Genomic DNA, 15315 nt, shown 5'->3' on the forward strand with positions numbered 1-15315 from the left:
CAGGGCGTGCCGAACGCACCCACGATCGCCTCACTGAGAGCCGACGTTATCGCGCATTGCCTCGTCTGCCGCCGCCGTCGCGGGCAGCCCGCCAAACTGCAGCGCCGCGAGCTGGGCATAAAGCGGCGAACTCTGCAGCAGCTCCGCATGCCGGCCTTGCGCAACAATGCGGCCCTGGTCCAGCACGACAATGCGGTCGGCTTGTTGCACGGTTGCAAGGCGATGCGCGATGACGAGGGTAGTGCGGTTCTGCGCGGCATTGTCCAGCGCCGTTTGCACGAGCCGCTCGCTCGCCGCGTCGAGCGCACTGGTGGCCTCGTCGAGCAGCAGGATGGGCGGATCCTTGAGAATCGCGCGCGCGATTGCAATGCGCTGACGCTGCCCGCCCGAAAGCCGCACGCCGCGTTCACCCAGAAACGTGTCGTAGCCTTCCGGCAAAGCCTCGATAAAGCCGGCCGCAGCGGCCATTTCGGCGGCGCGTTGCACTTGTGCGAGGGTGGCGTCGGGCAGGCCGTAGCGGATGTTATCGAGTACGCTGCCCGAGAAGATCACCGACTCCTGCAGCACGACGCCAATCGCCTGACGCAACGCCGCGAACGAGACGTCCCGCGTCGGCACACCATTGATCAGGATGTTGCCGGACTGCGGATCGTAAAAGCGCAGCAGCAGCTGAAACAGCGTGGTCTTGCCTGCGCCGGACGGCCCGACCAGCGCGACATGCTCCCCCGGGCGCACGTCCAGCGAAAACCCCGAGAGCGTGGCGATGCCAGGCCGCGACGGATACGAGAAGCTCACATTTTCAAAGCGGATGCCCTCGCCACGAGCGGGCAGCGGCACGGTCGTCCGAGCCTCGGCCACGGGCGAGCGCGCGGCCAGCAGTTGCAATATCCGCTCGGTGGCGCCGGCGGCGCGCTGCAAATCGCCCCACACCTCCGCCACGGCGCCCACGGCGCCCGCCGTAAATACCGCATAGAGAATGAACTGGGACAGTTGGCCCGCCGTCATGTGGCCGGCCAGCACCGCCTGCGCGCCGAGCCAGAGCACGAACACGATGGCGGCGAACACGAACACGATCACCACGGCCGTCAACGCGGCGCGTGCGCGGATTCGCGTGAGCGCGGTCTCAAAGGCCGCTTCCACAGCGCCGCCGAAGCGCCGCGTCTCGAAGACCTCCTGCGTGTACGACTGCACGGTAGGCATCGCGTTGAGCACTTCGCCGGCGAGCGCGCTTGCGTTCGCGACCTTGTCCTGGCTCGCGCGCGAAAGCCGCCGCACGCGCCGTCCGAAGATGACGATGGGCGCGACCACCACCACCAGCGTCGCGATGATGTAGCCGGACAGCACCGGGCTCGTGGTGACCAGCATCGCCACGCCGCCCACCATCAGCAGCGCATTGCGCAAGCCGAGCGACAGGCTCGTGCCGACCACGGTCTGGATCAGCGTCGTGTCGGTGGTGATTCGGGAGAGCACCTCGCCTGTCTGCGTGGTCTCGAAGAACTGCGGGCTCATCTGCATCACATGGTCATAGACGGCGCGCCGCAAATCGGCCGTCACCCGCTCGCCGAGCCAAGAAACCCAGTAGAAGCGCAGCGCCGTGGCGCCGGCGAGGATCAGCGAAACGACGAATAGCGCGATGAAATAGCGGTCGATGTGCGTGCGCTCGCCGCTGGCGAAGCCGCGGTCGATCAGGTATTTGAACGCCACCGGCAGCGCGAGTGTCGCGCTTGCCGAGGTCACGAGCGCGAGGAAAGCGAGCGCCCAGCGCCCCGCATAGGGGCGCAGGAAGGGAAGAAGGGCGAAGAGTGGGGCGACGCGTGACGAGCGGGCGGCGGCATCGGGCATGGGGCGTTCCGGGCGAATCGAAGAAGGAGGATTATCTCAGTCCGCGTATGGGCGGGGGTGTCAGGCGCTAGAGCAGATTATCGTCCTCCGACGGTACGCCATCGCGCGATCGCTTACCTTCATGACGCGCGGCGGCTTCCAGCAGATGGGCGCCGGCGGGCGTCAGCACCGGGCGGCGCCAGGCACCCGAGCGCGGCTCCAGTGAAATGAGCTGGCAATCCAGCAAGGTGTCGAGTTCGAAGCGCGCCATGTCGATCTGATCGGGTGCGCTATGGACCAGCATCAGCGTGGCCAGTTCATGCGGGCTCAGCATGTTCATTGTTCCGGCTCCATGTGCAACGGCGGTTTGCGGGCGGCGGTGGCGTTTCGCGTCATATGCCGCTTCCCCCGCTCTGGCGTGAAGCCGACGTCGAGCCATTGCGGAACTGCTCGCGCTCCTGCTGCGTCATGGCTTGCCACCGCTGCCAGTGCCTGCGCCTGTGGCAGCCGCCATGCCCGCGGAAGCCGCCGAACAGGATGCGGCAGAGCACCAACAGACCGATCGCACGCGGATAGTCGATCGCATGGGCATTGACAATGAGAGCCGGGAGGATCCAGTTCCATAGCCCCATGACGATCCAGCCCAGTAGCGCGATGCTCACCAAGATCAGCAGGGCTTTGGCAAAGAATTTGCGGCGAAACATCATTCAGTTCTCCTTCGGTTCAAATTTCCAGGCCGTCGTATGACGAGCGCAGGCGCTCACGCAGATGCAGCACCGCATATCGCTTGCGCGCCAGCAGCGTGTTGACGCCAACGCCGCTCGCGGCTGCCATTTCCTTGAAGCTGCGCCCATCCAGTTCATGGGCGATAAAGACCTCACGCTGGTTTGCGGGCAGTTCGTCGAGCGCGGCACGCAGCGTGTCGAGCAGCGCCGCGCGAGCGTAGGCGGCCTCGGGCCCGGCATCGGCAGAGGGCAGTGCGAGATCGAGCCGGTATTCGTCGTCCTCTTGCGCAGCATCGGGCAGCGGCGTTTCCTTCTTCTTGCGGAAGCGGTCGACGATGCGGTTTCTCGCGACACGAAACAGCCATGCGCCAACCTGCTCGATGGGCTCTGGCAGCCGCCATGCCTCGACCAGCTCCTCGAAAACGTCCTGGAGAATGTCGTCGGCTTCGTCTTGATCGATGACCCGGCGGCGGATGAAATTGCGCAGCCTCGGGCGCTCGCGGGCGACGGCGTCGGCGATTTCGCGGTCCTGCTCGGTCAGCGGTTTTGGGGTGTGCGGCGGTTCCATACCGGTGTTGACGATCCGGGAAGGAAAATATTGTGTCGCGCGCGCTGCAAAGCGCGCTTATTTCATGGCGGGGCGGAAGGTGTTCGTAAGTATCGTATGCCGCGCCGCAGCGTTGGCACGGCCGTTGACGCCCGAACCTGTGCAATGTTTAATGGGTGTCTTCCTTACGTATGGCTTGGAGTGCTCCATGACCGTTACGAATCGGCAAGCGGGAACGAACGTTCACGAGGTGGCGGACGGGATCTATCGCATCAACACACCCGTTCAGATTGCGGGCGCGCAGGGCTTCTCGTTTAACCAGTACCTCATTCTCGACGATCAGCCGCTGCTGTTCCACACGGGCCCGCGCAGGATGTTCCCGCTGGTGCGTGAAGCGGCCGCAAGCGTATTGCCGATCGAGAAGCTGCGCTATATCGCCTTTTCTCATGTCGAGGCCGATGAGTGCGGCTCGCTCAACGAATGGCTGGCGGCCGCACCGCAGTCTTCGCCGCTGTGCGGCGCGGTGGCCGCCCTCGTATCGATCGAGGACCTCGCGGACAGGGCGCCCAGGGCACTCGCCGACGGCGAAACTATTTCGTTAGGATCGCATAGTATACGCTGGATCGATACGCCGCACCTTCCGCACGCCTGGGAATGCGGAGTCATTTTTGACGAGCGCACCCGCACATTGCTGTGCGGCGATCTTCTTACCCAACCTGGAGCGGACCTGCCGGCGCTAACGGAGTCGGACATTCTGGGCCCCAGCGAGGCATTCCGCCACGCGATGGACTACTACTCGCAAACCCGGCATGCCGGAGCGCTGCTCGATAAGTTGATTGCCACCGCGCCTTCCACGCTCGCATGCATGCACGGCAGTGCATGGCGCGGAGATGGCGCGAAGCTGCTGCGCGAGCTTGCTGGAGCGCTCTCGGGCGCTTAGGCGATTCGCAACGCCCGCCAATGTCGTCGATATGCGAATGTTCGAAGACTTTGCGGCCTGGCCAGCATCGCCGAGACGATGCTGGCCATTTTGTTGGCGAGCGCGCAGGCGCTAGAATCTCCCTTTTCGCCGCCCGCCTGGCAGGACCCTCGATGATCAAAAAGGTCGACGCGCCGTTTCAGCAGATCAAGGCCCTCGTTCGCAAGCGCATTCAAACCGGCGACTGGAAGATTGGGGAGCGCATTCCCTCCGAACTCGATCTCGCCGCCGAGCTTGGCGTCGCACGGATGACCGTGAATCGGGCGCTGCGCGAGTTGACCGACGAAGGCGCACTGCAGCGCATCCTGGGTGTCGGGACCTTCGTTGCCGAGGAAAAGCCGCAATCGAATCTGTTGATGATCGCGCACGTGCGGGACGAAATCCACGCGCGCGGGCATCAATATCGCTGCCACGTCATCAGCCAGACGCGCGGGCTCGCGTCGTCCGAGGTCGCCGCTGCGTTTGGGCTGGCGCTCAACGCTCCTGTGTTCCACGTGGTTTGCGTGCATGAGGAGAACGGCCGGCCGATTCAGCTCGAGGAACGCTATGTGAATCCGGCCGCCGCGCCGAATTTCATCGACCAGGACTTCCAGGCCGAGCCCCCGTCCGAGTATCTGTACAACAATGTTTCGCATTACGAGCTCGAGATCGAGCATGTCGTCGACGCGACGATGCCGACTGCCGAGCAGGCGAAACTGCTCGACATGCGCGCCGACGAACCGTGCCTGACGCTCACGCGCCGGACCTGGACCAACGGGCTGCCCGTCACGTTCGTGCGCTTCGTGCACCCCGGCAACCGCTACCGGCTCGGCTCGCGCTTCAAGCCCGGCGCAACGCGTCATCAAATCTGATTCGTAGCGGCTTTGCCGCCGGCAAGAAAAACGGGCGGCGGCCCATCGGTCCGCCGCCCGCCGGTTGCGCTGCGTTTCAGAGTGCGTTCACCTGCCCATCGCTTTTCGACCACAGCACCGGAAACAGCGGATGCTCGAGCGGCGCGCCCTCCGGCAACGCTTCGGCGAGCCCGGGGAAATCGGGCGACGTTTTCCAGCGGCGCGGCGCATGGCGGATGTCGTCGCCGACGAAGCGGATCGAGAACGCGCGCCGCCGATTGCGCGTGCCGCCCGACGCGTGCAGCGTCAACATGCGGAAGCACACCATGTCGCCCGGCTCCAGCGCCCAATGGCGGATCGGGAAGGCATCGCGATTGGCTTCGATGTCCGGAAGATCGGCGAGGCTGCCTTCGGGGAACCACTTCGCTTCCTTGTCCATGAACGTGCGCGGCATCAGCCACGGGCCGCGATGTGAACCCGCGACGAATTCGAGCGTCGATTCGAGCGGGACCGGGTCGACTGGAATCCACATGCTGACGTTGTCGTCGCCCTCGATGTTGTAGTAGGGCTGGTCCTGATGCCATGGCGTGCGCTGCTGCGTGCCCGGCTCCTTCACGAGAAGGTGGTCGTGATGCAGGCGGACCGTATCGACGCCCATCAGCGCGGCCGCGACCGAAGGCGCGGGCGAGCGCGCAATGAACTCGCGGTACGCGGCGTTGTGCTCCCAGTTGCAGAAGTCCTCGAAGAACCAGCCCGGATCTTCGGGCCGGCTCGCAACCTTCGAGCGCGCGCTCGGGTGAGAGAGATTGCTGTCGATGCCGGCCTTGAGCGCCTCGATTTCGTCCGCCGAGAAAATGCCCTTGATGCACACGGCGCCTTCCGTGCGGAACGCGTTGATCAGCTCGGGCGTGACCGCCTTCTCGACACGTTCACGAATATTCATGGTCATAGTTGCCTTTCCGGTGATTGAATTCATTGCGTTGCGCCGTAAATGTCGAAGTCGAAATATTTCGCCGCAATCTTCTGGTAGGTGCCGTTCGCGCGAATCGCGGCGATCGCGCCGTTCAGGCGATTCTTCAAGTCGGTATCGCCTTTGCGCAGCCCCATTGCGACGCCATGGCCGGTGATGCGCGGATCGGTGACGTCGCCGCCGGCGAATGCGTAACCCTTGCCGCGCGGCGTGTCCAGGAACGCGTAGCCGGCCTGCGTCTTGTCCTGGAAGGTGGCGTCGAGGCGGCCGTTGACGAGGTCGGCGTAGACCTGATCCTGGTTCTGATACGTCACGATCGTGACGCCCTTCGGTGCCCATTCGGCCTTTGCGTAGGCTTCCTGGGTCGTGCCCTGGTCGATGCCGATACGCTTGCCGACCAGCGACGCAACGGTCGGCTGCAGCCCGGACCCCACCGGCGCGACTAGCGCGCCCGGCGACGAATAGAGCTTGTTCGAGAAATCGATCTGCTTCAGACGTTCGTCGGTGGCGGTCATGGCCGACATGATCACGTCAAACTTCTTCGCATGCAGCGCGGGAATCATGCCGTCGAAACCCTGCTCGACCCACACGCATTTCGCGTGGAGCTGCGCGCAGATCGCGTTGCGCAGGTCGATGTCGAATCCGGTGATCGAACCATCCGGCTGCTTTGCCTCGAACGGCGGATAGGTGGGGTCGACGCCCCAGCGGATCGTTGAGGCATCCTCAGCAAACGAAACGAGCGGTGCTGCGGCAAGCGAGACTACGAGAAACTTGACGATCCGGTTCATGACTTGTTCCCCTGAGTGGGTCGGCGCGACGGGCAAGATCCGCCCGGCCGACTGGATGAACTGCGGTAATTGGTGCCTTTGTTGTGCGAGTGGCTTCACGTTCTTGATGAAACTGTGATGCAGTCTAGACCACCTCGATTAACGCGTGCAAGCGAGAACGGTGCGATGAGCACGGGAGGAGCCGGGGAGCGAGCGCTCGGGCGCTAGGGAAGTCGCCATGATCGGCGAGAAATGACTTGAATTAGGAGAAATTGTCTTGAAAATGATTCGATAAGCGATGGCTTAGGTATTTGCCCTGGCAGACGTGTACGGGCCGGGATGAAGGGTTTACCCCGATAAGGAGTGGCCTTTATATGTCTATACAACTTCCCGAGCCGGGGAATCGAATCAATACCGCAGAATTTGCAGAATTACGCAGTAGTGCTATCCAGATCGATCGATATTCGATGCGTTGGTCTGGCTCGCGTTGACGGCGGTGCAAGTGGTGTCACGCCGCCATTCTGCGCGTAACATAGGACGTGTTTTTGCAAATTTTGGGAGGCGCCATGAAAGCGGTCTGTCCGCTGCACGGGCCAACGACCATCATCGGCACGAATGCATACGGGTTTCCGGTTTATGCGTGCTGCCGCGACGACGTGCCCAATGTCATGCCCCCGGACGCATGCACGAGAGAGCCAACGCCGCGCGGATCCGAGCCGCCCCGGCAGATCCCGCAGCCCAAGACGCGAAAGGAATGACGCTGACGATCGTCTTGCCGTCTGTTTCCGCCCCTCAATTCATTGGCGAACCAATGATTTTCTGGCGGAACCGAGCGGTCATTTCGTGTGACCGCTCGAGCGCAAGAAATATTCACCATGCATTTTCTCGCCTGTTTATGTGAGCGCCGACAAATCACCGTCACGGCGGCGTTCGCTGTTGCGGAAAAAGACAAAGCGCTATTTATGCGCGCGCGCAGCCCGGTATTTCCATAAGGGATAGTGCCCATCGCAGTTGCATCGTATGCTGATGCAAACTAGCTTTTATCCTCCCGTAGAAGCCGTTCGTTATACAACCCAGAAATGTTTGGAGGAGTTATGGCACAGCGCATTGCCTATGTAACTGGTGGAATGGGTGGCATTGGAACCGCAATCTGCCAGCGGCTGCACAGTGACGGCTTTACGGTCGTCGCCGGTTGCGGCCCGAATTCACCACGCCGCGCAAAATGGATCGAGGATCAAAAGGCGCTTGGTTTCAATTTTGTCGCTTCTGAGGGTAATGTCGCCGATTGGGAATCTACCGCCAAGGCTTTCGAAAAGGTAAAGTCGGAGGTCGGTGAAGTTGACGTGCTCGTCAACAATGCTGGCATTACGCGAGACGTCGTATTTCGCAAGATGACCCATGAAGAATGGGTCGCCGTGATCGACACCAATCTCACCAGTCTCTTCAACGTGACCAAGCAGGTGATTGACGGTATGGTCAATCGCGGATGGGGGCGCATCATCAACATTTCGTCGGTCAACGGCCAGAAAGGCCAGTTTGGTCAGACGAATTATTCGACAGCCAAAGCCGGTATTCACGGCTTTACGATGGCGCTAGCCCAGGAGGTTGCTACGAAGGGTGTAACGGTCAATACCGTTTCGCCTGGATACATTGGCACAGATATGGTGCGTGCCGTGAAACCCGAAGTGCTGGAGAAAATCGTCGCCAGCATTCCGGTGCGGCGTCTCGGCGAACCGCACGAGATCGCCTCGATATGCGCATGGCTGGCTTCGGCCGAAGCGGGATTTTCGACAGGCGCTGATTTTTCGCTTAACGGCGGACTTCACATGAGCTGAGTCGCAGTCTTCGCGTGCAGCTGGGCTCGCGCCCGGCAAGATCCCTGCCTGGCGGATTACGCCGCGCAGGGATTTTTCATTTTCGGCCAGGCATCGCAATGCGCTCGATATCGCACGCGCGGATCACGGCTGCGATTCCGGCGATGCGCCAGTTTCATGGTCTTTCGTTCAAGGCCGCGAATACGAGTCCTGAAGCGGCGAACGGCCCTGCGTATGGCGCCGATGCTGCGGCTTGTGCTTCGGTTTCGATTTGGGCTTCGCTGCCGTATGGGGCGGCGTAGAACTCGCATGCTCGCGTTGCGGCGTGCTCTGGCCTTCGCCAAAACCGGACTGGCCTTCGCCGAAGTGATACGTTTGCGAGGTTTGCGCGTAACCCGTGGCGGACAGCGCCAGCGCCATCAGCAACAGGCATTTCGAAAGCTTCATTCGTGCTCCTTTTCCTTGTATTGAAGGTTCTTGCGATTCAAATTTCCGGCGTGCTCCGCCGCGACTTTCCTCATTGACCATCGCCCTTGCCCGCGACGATGGCCGACGCCGCTTTCAGGCATTCGATGAAACGCAGCGCGGCCGGCGTCAGCAACGCATGCCGCCGCATCACAATGGCGACCGTCAATTGCGGCAGCGGCTCGACGAGATTCAACGCGATGATCCCGCGCGGCCTGTGCTCGACGTCGACGAGCGGACGGGCGAACACGCCGAGCACGTCGGTCTGCGACACGAGCCCGAGCGTTGCGGCAAACGACGGGCAATGGATCACCCGCTTCGGCACATCGATCCCCAGCGGAACGAAGATCGAGCGGATCAGATCCTTGCCGTCTTCTCCGTATTGCGGCACGCACCATTGGGCGTCGCCTAGCTCGCGCAGCGAGCGCGCGCGCGCCAGCCGGTGCCGGTCTCTCGCCACGACCACGAACACCGTGCGGAACAACGGGATGCTCGAAAATTCGCCGGTGTCCGGCAGCGCGTCCGGCAGCCGATGCGTGACGATGAAATCGAGCGTGCCGTCACGCAGCCGGGCGAGATCGGTTGCGCTCAGCGCGTCGTCGAAGCTCACGGTCGCGCCGGGCAGGCTGCGCGTGAAGGCATCGAACGCGCGAGGCAGGATCGTCATCGCAACGGTCGGGCTGACCGCAAGCGACACCGAACCGGTCGTGCCCAGTCGCAATTGCTCGATCTCGTCGCGCGTGCGCTGCATCTCCTCGACGATCAGCCGCGCACGAATGGCAAACGCACTGCCGTACTCGGTCAGTGCAATGCCCTTGACGCTGCGTGTGACGAGCGGCGCACCCAGGTCGAGCTCGAGCTCGCGCACGATGCTGCTGACCGCCGGCTGCGTGACGCCGAGCGCTCTCGCCGCCCCGCGAATGGTGCGGTGCTCGGCGACAGCGAGAAAGGCGTGGAGCTGCTTGAGTTTCATGAACTGCTGGCGGTGCAGGAGGGCGGGATCGTGAGGGGAACGCTACGTGAAAAGCGAAATTTATCATGCGCAAAAAACTTTTGAATTTTCCTTATCGTGCCGGGTAGCTATGCTCGGTACTTTTCAGGAGCGACCACGATGATCTTCGTTAATCAGCAACGGCTCTGGGATTCGCTGATGGAGATGGCCACGATAGGAGCGACCGCGCACGGCGGCAGTTGCCGGCTCGCGTTGACCGACGAGGACGTGCAGGGCCGGCGCCTGTTCATCCGCTGGTGCGAGGAGGCCGGCTGCGAAATCCGCATCGATCCGATCGGCAACGTGTTCGCGCGCCGGCCAGGCACGCAGCCCGGCGCGCCAGCCGTGATGTGCGGCAGCCATCTCGACACGCAGCCGCTCGGCGGCCGCTTCGACGGCGTCTACGGTGTGCTCGCCGGCCTCGAGGCCATTCGTACGATCAATGGGGCCGGCATCGCCACGCGCCATCCGCTCGAGGTCGTGGCATGGACCAATGAAGAGGGCTCGCGCTTTACGCCCGGCATGATGGGCTCCGCGGTGTATGCCGGCAAACTCGATCTCGACTACGCTCGCGAGCGGCCGTGCATGCACACGGGCGTGCTGCTCGGGCAGGAGCTCGAGCGCAGCGGCTTTGCCGGCCCCGAGCGCGAGCGGCAGATGCCGAAAGCCTATTTCGAGGCGCACATCGAGCAAGGCCCGGTGCTGGAGCATGCCGGCCTGCCGATCGGTGTCGTGACCGGTGTGCAGGGCATCTACGAACTCGATGTCACGGTGACCGGCTTCGAATCGCATGCGGGCACGACGCCGATGAGCGTGCGCAAGGACGCGATGGGCGCGGCGGCCGCGATGATCGCCGCGATCGTGGAGCACGGCCACGCCTTCGATGCCGATGCGCGTGTCACCGTCGGTCATATCGCGTGCCAGCCGAACTCGCCGAGCACGATACCCGGCAAGGTCCGGTTCAGCGTCGACGTGCGCCATCCTTCGCGGCCGGCGCTGCAACGGCTCGTCGCCGACATCGAGGCGATCTGTCTGCAGCGCACCGCGCTGCGGGGCGCGAGCGTAGAGGTGCAGACGGTGGCCGAGTACGAGCCGGTGGTGTTCGATGCACAGTGCGTCGCGCGCGTGCGGGAGGCGACGGCCGCCGCCGGCTATCCGTACCTGGAGATGTGCAGCGGCGCGGGCCACGACGCCGTGAACCTCTCGTACGTCGCGCCGACCGCGATGGTGTTTGTGCCGTGCAAGGCTGGACTCAGCCACAACGAGGCCGAAGACGCCGACCCCGTGCACCTCGCGCAGGGCGCGTCGGTGCTGGCGAATCTGCTGGCCGATTGCGCGCGGTAGCGCTGTGGGCCGTGCAGCGGCCGGCGCGGCATGGGCGCTGCGCTAGCCGGCGGCCGGCCAGCGCGGCGGTCTCCCTGGCCCGAGGCTCAGGATTGGCGTGGCGCCGCTTCGTCGACCGGGCCTATTGTTGCCAGCACGAACTGATAGACGTCCTCGAGCGCGGAGACGATACGCGTGCCCGGCGGCACGCCCTCGAAGGCGTCGATCGGGCCGATGCAAATCAGCGGCTTTGCAAAGCGCGTTGCCAGCCGGATTTCGTCGAGGGTTCCCTGGTTCCCGGGCAGCGCCACGACCACGTCGCTCGTGAGCACGTTCACGTAATTCCGGTTCAACGCGTCGTCTGGCGCCTCGGCCAGCTTGCGCGGCAGTGGCGTGAGGATCGGCAAGTCGATATACGGATTGGGATAACCCTGGAGAGGCGCGAAACCGCGCACAGGATGCGCCTCGCTGGGCATGATTCCGATGGATCGCCCCTTGCGGCCGTGCGTAGTCGAGAACGCGCGCGCAGTCGACAGCATGACGCCAAGCCCCGCTCCAGTCAGCAAATCGAAACCTTGTTCCGCGATCCATTTCCCAAGCGGCGTCGAAAGGGCTTCCCATTCGACCTTGCCCGAACCCATTACTCCAACGATTGCCACCGAGTGCTCCTCCTCTGATTCACGCGAACGCGGGACGCGATACCGGGCAGCTTGATCGCTGCTCCGAGCCAACGCGTTGCACCGATTTTCGACGATTCAGCGGGTAATGTCGAATGGCAGGGCGTAGATACGTCTAAATCATTCGTATTCCTGATTATATATCAACGTGGCATTGAACTTTGCCAGAGGCTTGATCAACCCTTCTTGCCGTGCTGCCAGTCAGCCTGCGGCGGCTGCATCCCGTGCTGGCCTTTGTACGGCGCGACGGGCGGCGGCGACCAGCCTGTGAGCAGGCTCGGGTCAAGCCTGTACACCTCGACACCGAGCGGCCGGCAGACGTCGATCGGGTCGCGCGCATCGGGGCCCCACATCGGCACCGAGAGGTCGCCGCCGGGACACGTGGACATCGCGCACAGCAGGTCGATCTCGGCGAAGAACTCGAGATAGTCGCCGGGCTTCGCGGGGCAGGCCTTCATGAAGTACTTGTCGTCGTCGTTCAGGCCCGTGCACTGGAACACGTTGAGCACGTCGTGCACGTCGAATTCGGTGAGCCCGTACGGCGCGATCGCGCGAACAAGGTTCGAGTGGCAATGGAAATGAAAATCCTCGCCGGTCAGCAGCTTGTTCACGTACGGGTCGCAGCGCGTGCCGAGGAGATCGTGCACGCGGCCGCCGTCGCCGTCGACGCCGTAGCCGGCGAGGGTGTCGTCGGTGATCGTGACCATCGGACGCAAGTACGGCAGCGTCGACCAGATGCGATCGAACGTCGTCACGTGCGCGGCCTGCAACTGGCGCGTGCGCGACGCCCACATGCGCTCGCGTGGATTGTGCCGGTGCCACATGTTGAAGTCGGCGACCTGCGGGCCTTCCAGCGTGACGATGCGGAACACGTGGCCGGCCGGCACGGTCCACGCGAAGCCGCTGCGGATCGGCACGACGTACGACTCGATCCGTTGCCGCGCGTCGTGGCGCTGTGCGATCGCGGAATAAAAGGACTTGTCGACGTTCAGGACTGAGCCTTTGGTGACCTGGTAAGCAGCGGGATAGTTCGACATGACGCGGTTCTCCCGGGTAACTCGAAGAGAGGGAAATGAAAGGGCGATCCCGGGCTACATCGCAAACAATCGCCCGAGTTGCGGCTCGCTATCGCCCACGCCGGCAAGACGCAATGCGTGCCACGCCATCGCGTAGTTGCTCGATAGCACGGGCTTGCCGCTCGCCGCTTCGAGCTGCGGCACGAGGCTCGCGACACGCAGGCTCGTGCAGGAGACGAATACCGCGTCCACAGCTGGCACGCGGGCAAGCTGCTCGATGGCCATGCAGAGCGATGGGGCGTCGATGCGGGCGACCGCGTTGTCGTCCGGGAGTTCGAACGACGCGATACGGGTCACGGCGATGCCGCGCGCTTCAATATAGTCGCGCATGAATTCGTTGATCGAGCGGATATAGGGCGTCAGCAGCGCAATGCGCGATGCTTGCAGCGCCTCGAGCGCCGCCACCGCGGCCGTGATCGGCGTCGTGCAGGCAATGCCGGGACGCGCCTCGCGGATGCGCGCGAACACGCGCTCCTCGCCGATCACCATCGAGGCTGAAGTGCAGCCGAACGCCACCACGTCGAGCGGCTCGCCGGGCAGCAGCAGGGCGGCCGCCGGCGCGATGCGCGACTCGATCTCGGCGAGCCGCGCCGGCGTGATATCGGGCGAGTTCGCGAGCCGGCACTCGTAGAAGGCGACGCCGGGCTGCCGCAGCAGTTGGCGCCATTCGTGCTCGATGGTGTGGTCGGTCGCCAGCACGACAAGGCCGATCGCCGCGCGCTGCGCGATGCCCGCGTCGAGCGCGAAATCGAGCTTCGTGTAGGCGTCGTGCGGTAGTGGGGGTGTGCTCATGTGATCGTCATCCCTGCCAGATCGATCTCGGTCGTGCGTCCCGCCATGATGTCGGCAAGCAGTTGTGCGGTGCCGCAAGACATCGTCCAGCCCATGTGGCCATGTCCCGTGTTCAGGAACAGGTTACGGTGGCGCGTGCGGCCGATCAAGGGCGTGCCCTCGGGCGTCATCGGGCGCAGCCCCGCCCAGTAGCTCGGCTTCGTGTAGTCGGCGCCGTCGGGAAAGAGCTCGCGCGCCGCGCGCAGCATCGGCGCGAAGTCCGCGGGCGCGTGGTGCGTGTCGTAGCCCGCGAACTCGGCCGTCGCCGTAAAGCGCAGGCGCGCGCCAAAGCGCGCCCACGCGACGAGATGGTTCTCGTCCACGCCGCCGATTTGCGGGGGACGGTGTTCGGGCCCGGCCGGAAACGTGGCCGAATAGCCCTTGACGGGGTAGATCGCCAGCCGGTACCCGAGCGGACGCGCGAGAACGGGCGAATACGCGCCGAGCGCGAGCACGAAGTCGTCCCCTTCGATCAGCCCTTGCGGCGTACGCACACCCGTGATCCGGTCGCCCGACGCTTCGATGCGGCTGATGGGGGCATCGAACACGAACCTCACACCCATTCGCTCGCAGACCTTTTGCAGCTCGCGGGTGAACTGGCGTGCGTCGCCGCTTTCGTCGGTGGGGCAATAGATTGCGCCAGCGATCTTGTCGCGCGCATGCTCGAGCGCCGGCTCGCGCGCGAGCACCTGAGCCGCGTCCAGCGTTTCGAGCTGCAAGCCGTTTTCCGTGAGGATCGACATGTGCGAGCAGCCACGCGCGAACGACGCTGCATCGCGATAGAGATAGAGGAGGCCGCGGCTGATCCGGTCGTATTGCAGTTGCTCCTTCGCGGTCAATTGCTGCAACTGCTCCTGCGCGTAACGGCACAGGCGGACCTTGCGCGCCGTGTTCTCGCGCGAGCGGGCGGCGGTGCAGTTGCGCAGGAACCGGGCGCACCACGCCCACATGTGCGGGTCGGCGCTCAGCCGCAGTTGCAGCGCCTGGCCCCCGCTGTACAGCGATTTGAGCAGGATTGCGGGCGCGCGCGGCGAAGCCCAGGTGTAAGAGTGGCCCGGCGCGACGAGCCCGGCGTTGGCGAAGCTGGTTTCGAGCGCAACACCTTCGCGGCGATCGACCACGGTCACGGCGCGGCCGTCCTGGGCGAGCCAGTACGCCGTCGTGACCCCTGCAATGCCTGCACCCAGCACGATGGTCTCCATGCGCGCTCCCCTGCCATCCTGCACGAAATATAGGCTTGCCGGCGCGGTTGCGTGGGCTTTATTCGCGCATACCCTATACCGGCCAGGCGGTCTTCGAGACCTATCATGAAGAGGGCGTCCTCGCGCCTCACCACGACGCTCTATCCACACACGCGATGCGCGGCGCCCGGCGCGTCACGAATCATTACGTTGCGCTAACTGACCACTGGCTTGTGCGCGTCGCGCAGGGCCGGCCGCAAACACAGTCAGCGTTGCATGGGACCGTCCGGGGCCTGAGGCGCCACGTGCGGTCGACAG

The 15315-nt window shown here is 64.0% G+C and carries 16 protein-coding genes; 4 read left to right on the plus strand and 12 right to left on the minus strand.

Annotated features, from left to right (window positions below; genetic code table 11):
- Positions 1-30: 30 nt before the first annotated feature.
- The 4 genes from BO1_RS04150 to BO1_RS04165 form a co-directional block, all read right to left on the minus strand.
- Positions 31-1842 carry an ABC transporter transmembrane domain-containing protein gene (locus BO1_RS04150; protein WP_028216485.1) on the minus strand — a complete coding sequence of 604 codons (1812 nt, stop codon included), beginning with the start codon at positions 1840-1842 and terminating at the stop codon, positions 31-33.
- A 67-nt stretch (positions 1843-1909) separates the two neighbouring features.
- Positions 1910-2161: a hypothetical protein gene (locus BO1_RS04155; protein ID WP_028216486.1), complete on the minus strand. Its 252-nt coding sequence runs from the start codon at positions 2159-2161 to the stop codon at positions 1910-1912.
- A 52-nt stretch (positions 2162-2213) separates the two neighbouring features.
- Positions 2214-2528, minus strand: a complete 315-nt coding sequence (locus tag BO1_RS04160; RefSeq protein WP_028216487.1) for a hypothetical protein — start codon at positions 2526-2528, stop codon at positions 2214-2216.
- A gap of 16 nt (positions 2529-2544) precedes the next feature.
- Positions 2545-3114, minus strand: a complete 570-nt coding sequence (locus BO1_RS04165; protein ID WP_028216488.1) for an RNA polymerase sigma factor — start codon at positions 3112-3114, stop codon at positions 2545-2547.
- Between the two features lie 187 nt (positions 3115-3301).
- On the opposite strand from BO1_RS04165, the gene BO1_RS04170 reads away from it, so the two are divergent.
- Together BO1_RS04170 and hutC are read left to right on the plus strand one after the other, a co-directional pair.
- A complete protein-coding gene (locus BO1_RS04170; RefSeq protein ID WP_028216489.1) occupies positions 3302-4033 on the plus strand; it encodes an oxygen-binding di-iron domain-containing protein in 732 nt (243 codons plus the stop codon).
- A gap of 152 nt (positions 4034-4185) precedes the next feature.
- Positions 4186-4923 (plus strand): histidine utilization repressor, encoded by a 738-nt coding sequence (gene hutC, locus BO1_RS04175; RefSeq protein WP_028216490.1) that lies wholly within the window; start codon positions 4186-4188, stop codon positions 4921-4923.
- A 76-nt stretch (positions 4924-4999) separates the two neighbouring features.
- On the opposite strand, the gene BO1_RS04180 is transcribed toward hutC, so the two are convergent.
- Positions 5000-5851, minus strand: coding sequence for a phytanoyl-CoA dioxygenase family protein (locus BO1_RS04180; RefSeq protein ID WP_028216491.1), 852 nt, complete (start codon positions 5849-5851; stop codon positions 5000-5002).
- Positions 5852-5874: 23 nt separating this feature from the next.
- Positions 5875-6660, minus strand: coding sequence for an ABC transporter substrate-binding protein (locus tag BO1_RS04185; RefSeq protein WP_028216492.1), 786 nt, complete (start codon positions 6658-6660; stop codon positions 5875-5877).
- Between the two features lie 1073 nt (positions 6661-7733).
- Between BO1_RS04185 and BO1_RS04190 the strand changes: the two genes are divergently transcribed.
- Positions 7734-8474 carry a 3-ketoacyl-ACP reductase gene (locus BO1_RS04190; protein ID WP_028216493.1) on the plus strand — a complete coding sequence of 247 codons (741 nt, stop codon included), beginning with the start codon at positions 7734-7736 and terminating at the stop codon, positions 8472-8474.
- Positions 8475-8642: 168 nt separating this feature from the next.
- On the opposite strand, the gene BO1_RS49545 is transcribed toward BO1_RS04190, so the two are convergent.
- Together BO1_RS49545 and BO1_RS04200 are read right to left on the minus strand one after the other, a co-directional pair.
- Complete coding sequence (locus BO1_RS49545) at positions 8643-8900, minus strand: hypothetical protein (RefSeq protein WP_043283739.1); 258 nt, start codon at positions 8898-8900, stop codon at positions 8643-8645.
- A gap of 70 nt (positions 8901-8970) precedes the next feature.
- Positions 8971-9891: a LysR family transcriptional regulator gene (locus BO1_RS04200; RefSeq protein ID WP_028216494.1), complete on the minus strand. Its 921-nt coding sequence runs from the start codon at positions 9889-9891 to the stop codon at positions 8971-8973.
- Positions 9892-10029: 138 nt separating this feature from the next.
- Between BO1_RS04200 and BO1_RS04205 the strand changes: the two genes are divergently transcribed.
- Complete coding sequence (locus BO1_RS04205; protein WP_028216495.1) at positions 10030-11253, plus strand: Zn-dependent hydrolase; 1224 nt, start codon at positions 10030-10032, stop codon at positions 11251-11253.
- A gap of 86 nt (positions 11254-11339) precedes the next feature.
- Here BO1_RS04205 and BO1_RS04210 read toward each other — a convergent pair whose 3' ends face one another.
- The 4 genes from BO1_RS04210 to BO1_RS04225 all read right to left on the minus strand — a co-directional run bounded on the left by BO1_RS04210 (position 11340) and on the right by BO1_RS04225 (position 15018).
- Positions 11340-11891, minus strand: coding sequence for an SLOG cluster 4 domain-containing protein (locus tag BO1_RS04210; RefSeq protein WP_043283741.1), 552 nt, complete (start codon positions 11889-11891; stop codon positions 11340-11342).
- A gap of 194 nt (positions 11892-12085) precedes the next feature.
- Positions 12086-12946, minus strand: a complete 861-nt coding sequence (locus BO1_RS04215; RefSeq protein WP_028216497.1) for an urea carboxylase-associated family protein — start codon at positions 12944-12946, stop codon at positions 12086-12088.
- Between the two features lie 54 nt (positions 12947-13000).
- Positions 13001-13777 (minus strand): maleate cis-trans isomerase family protein, encoded by a 777-nt coding sequence (locus BO1_RS04220; RefSeq protein ID WP_028216498.1) that lies wholly within the window; start codon positions 13775-13777, stop codon positions 13001-13003.
- On the minus strand, positions 13774-15018 hold the full coding sequence (locus BO1_RS04225; protein ID WP_028216499.1) for a D-amino acid dehydrogenase: 1245 nt from the start codon (positions 15016-15018) through the stop codon (positions 13774-13776). Before BO1_RS04225 ends, BO1_RS04220 begins: the two co-directional genes overlap by 4 nt.
- Positions 15019-15315: the final 297 nt, after the last annotated feature.

It is taken from the genome of Paraburkholderia oxyphila NBRC 105797, from assembly GCF_000685075.1.
Lineage (GTDB): Bacteria > Pseudomonadota > Gammaproteobacteria > Burkholderiales > Burkholderiaceae > Paraburkholderia > Paraburkholderia oxyphila.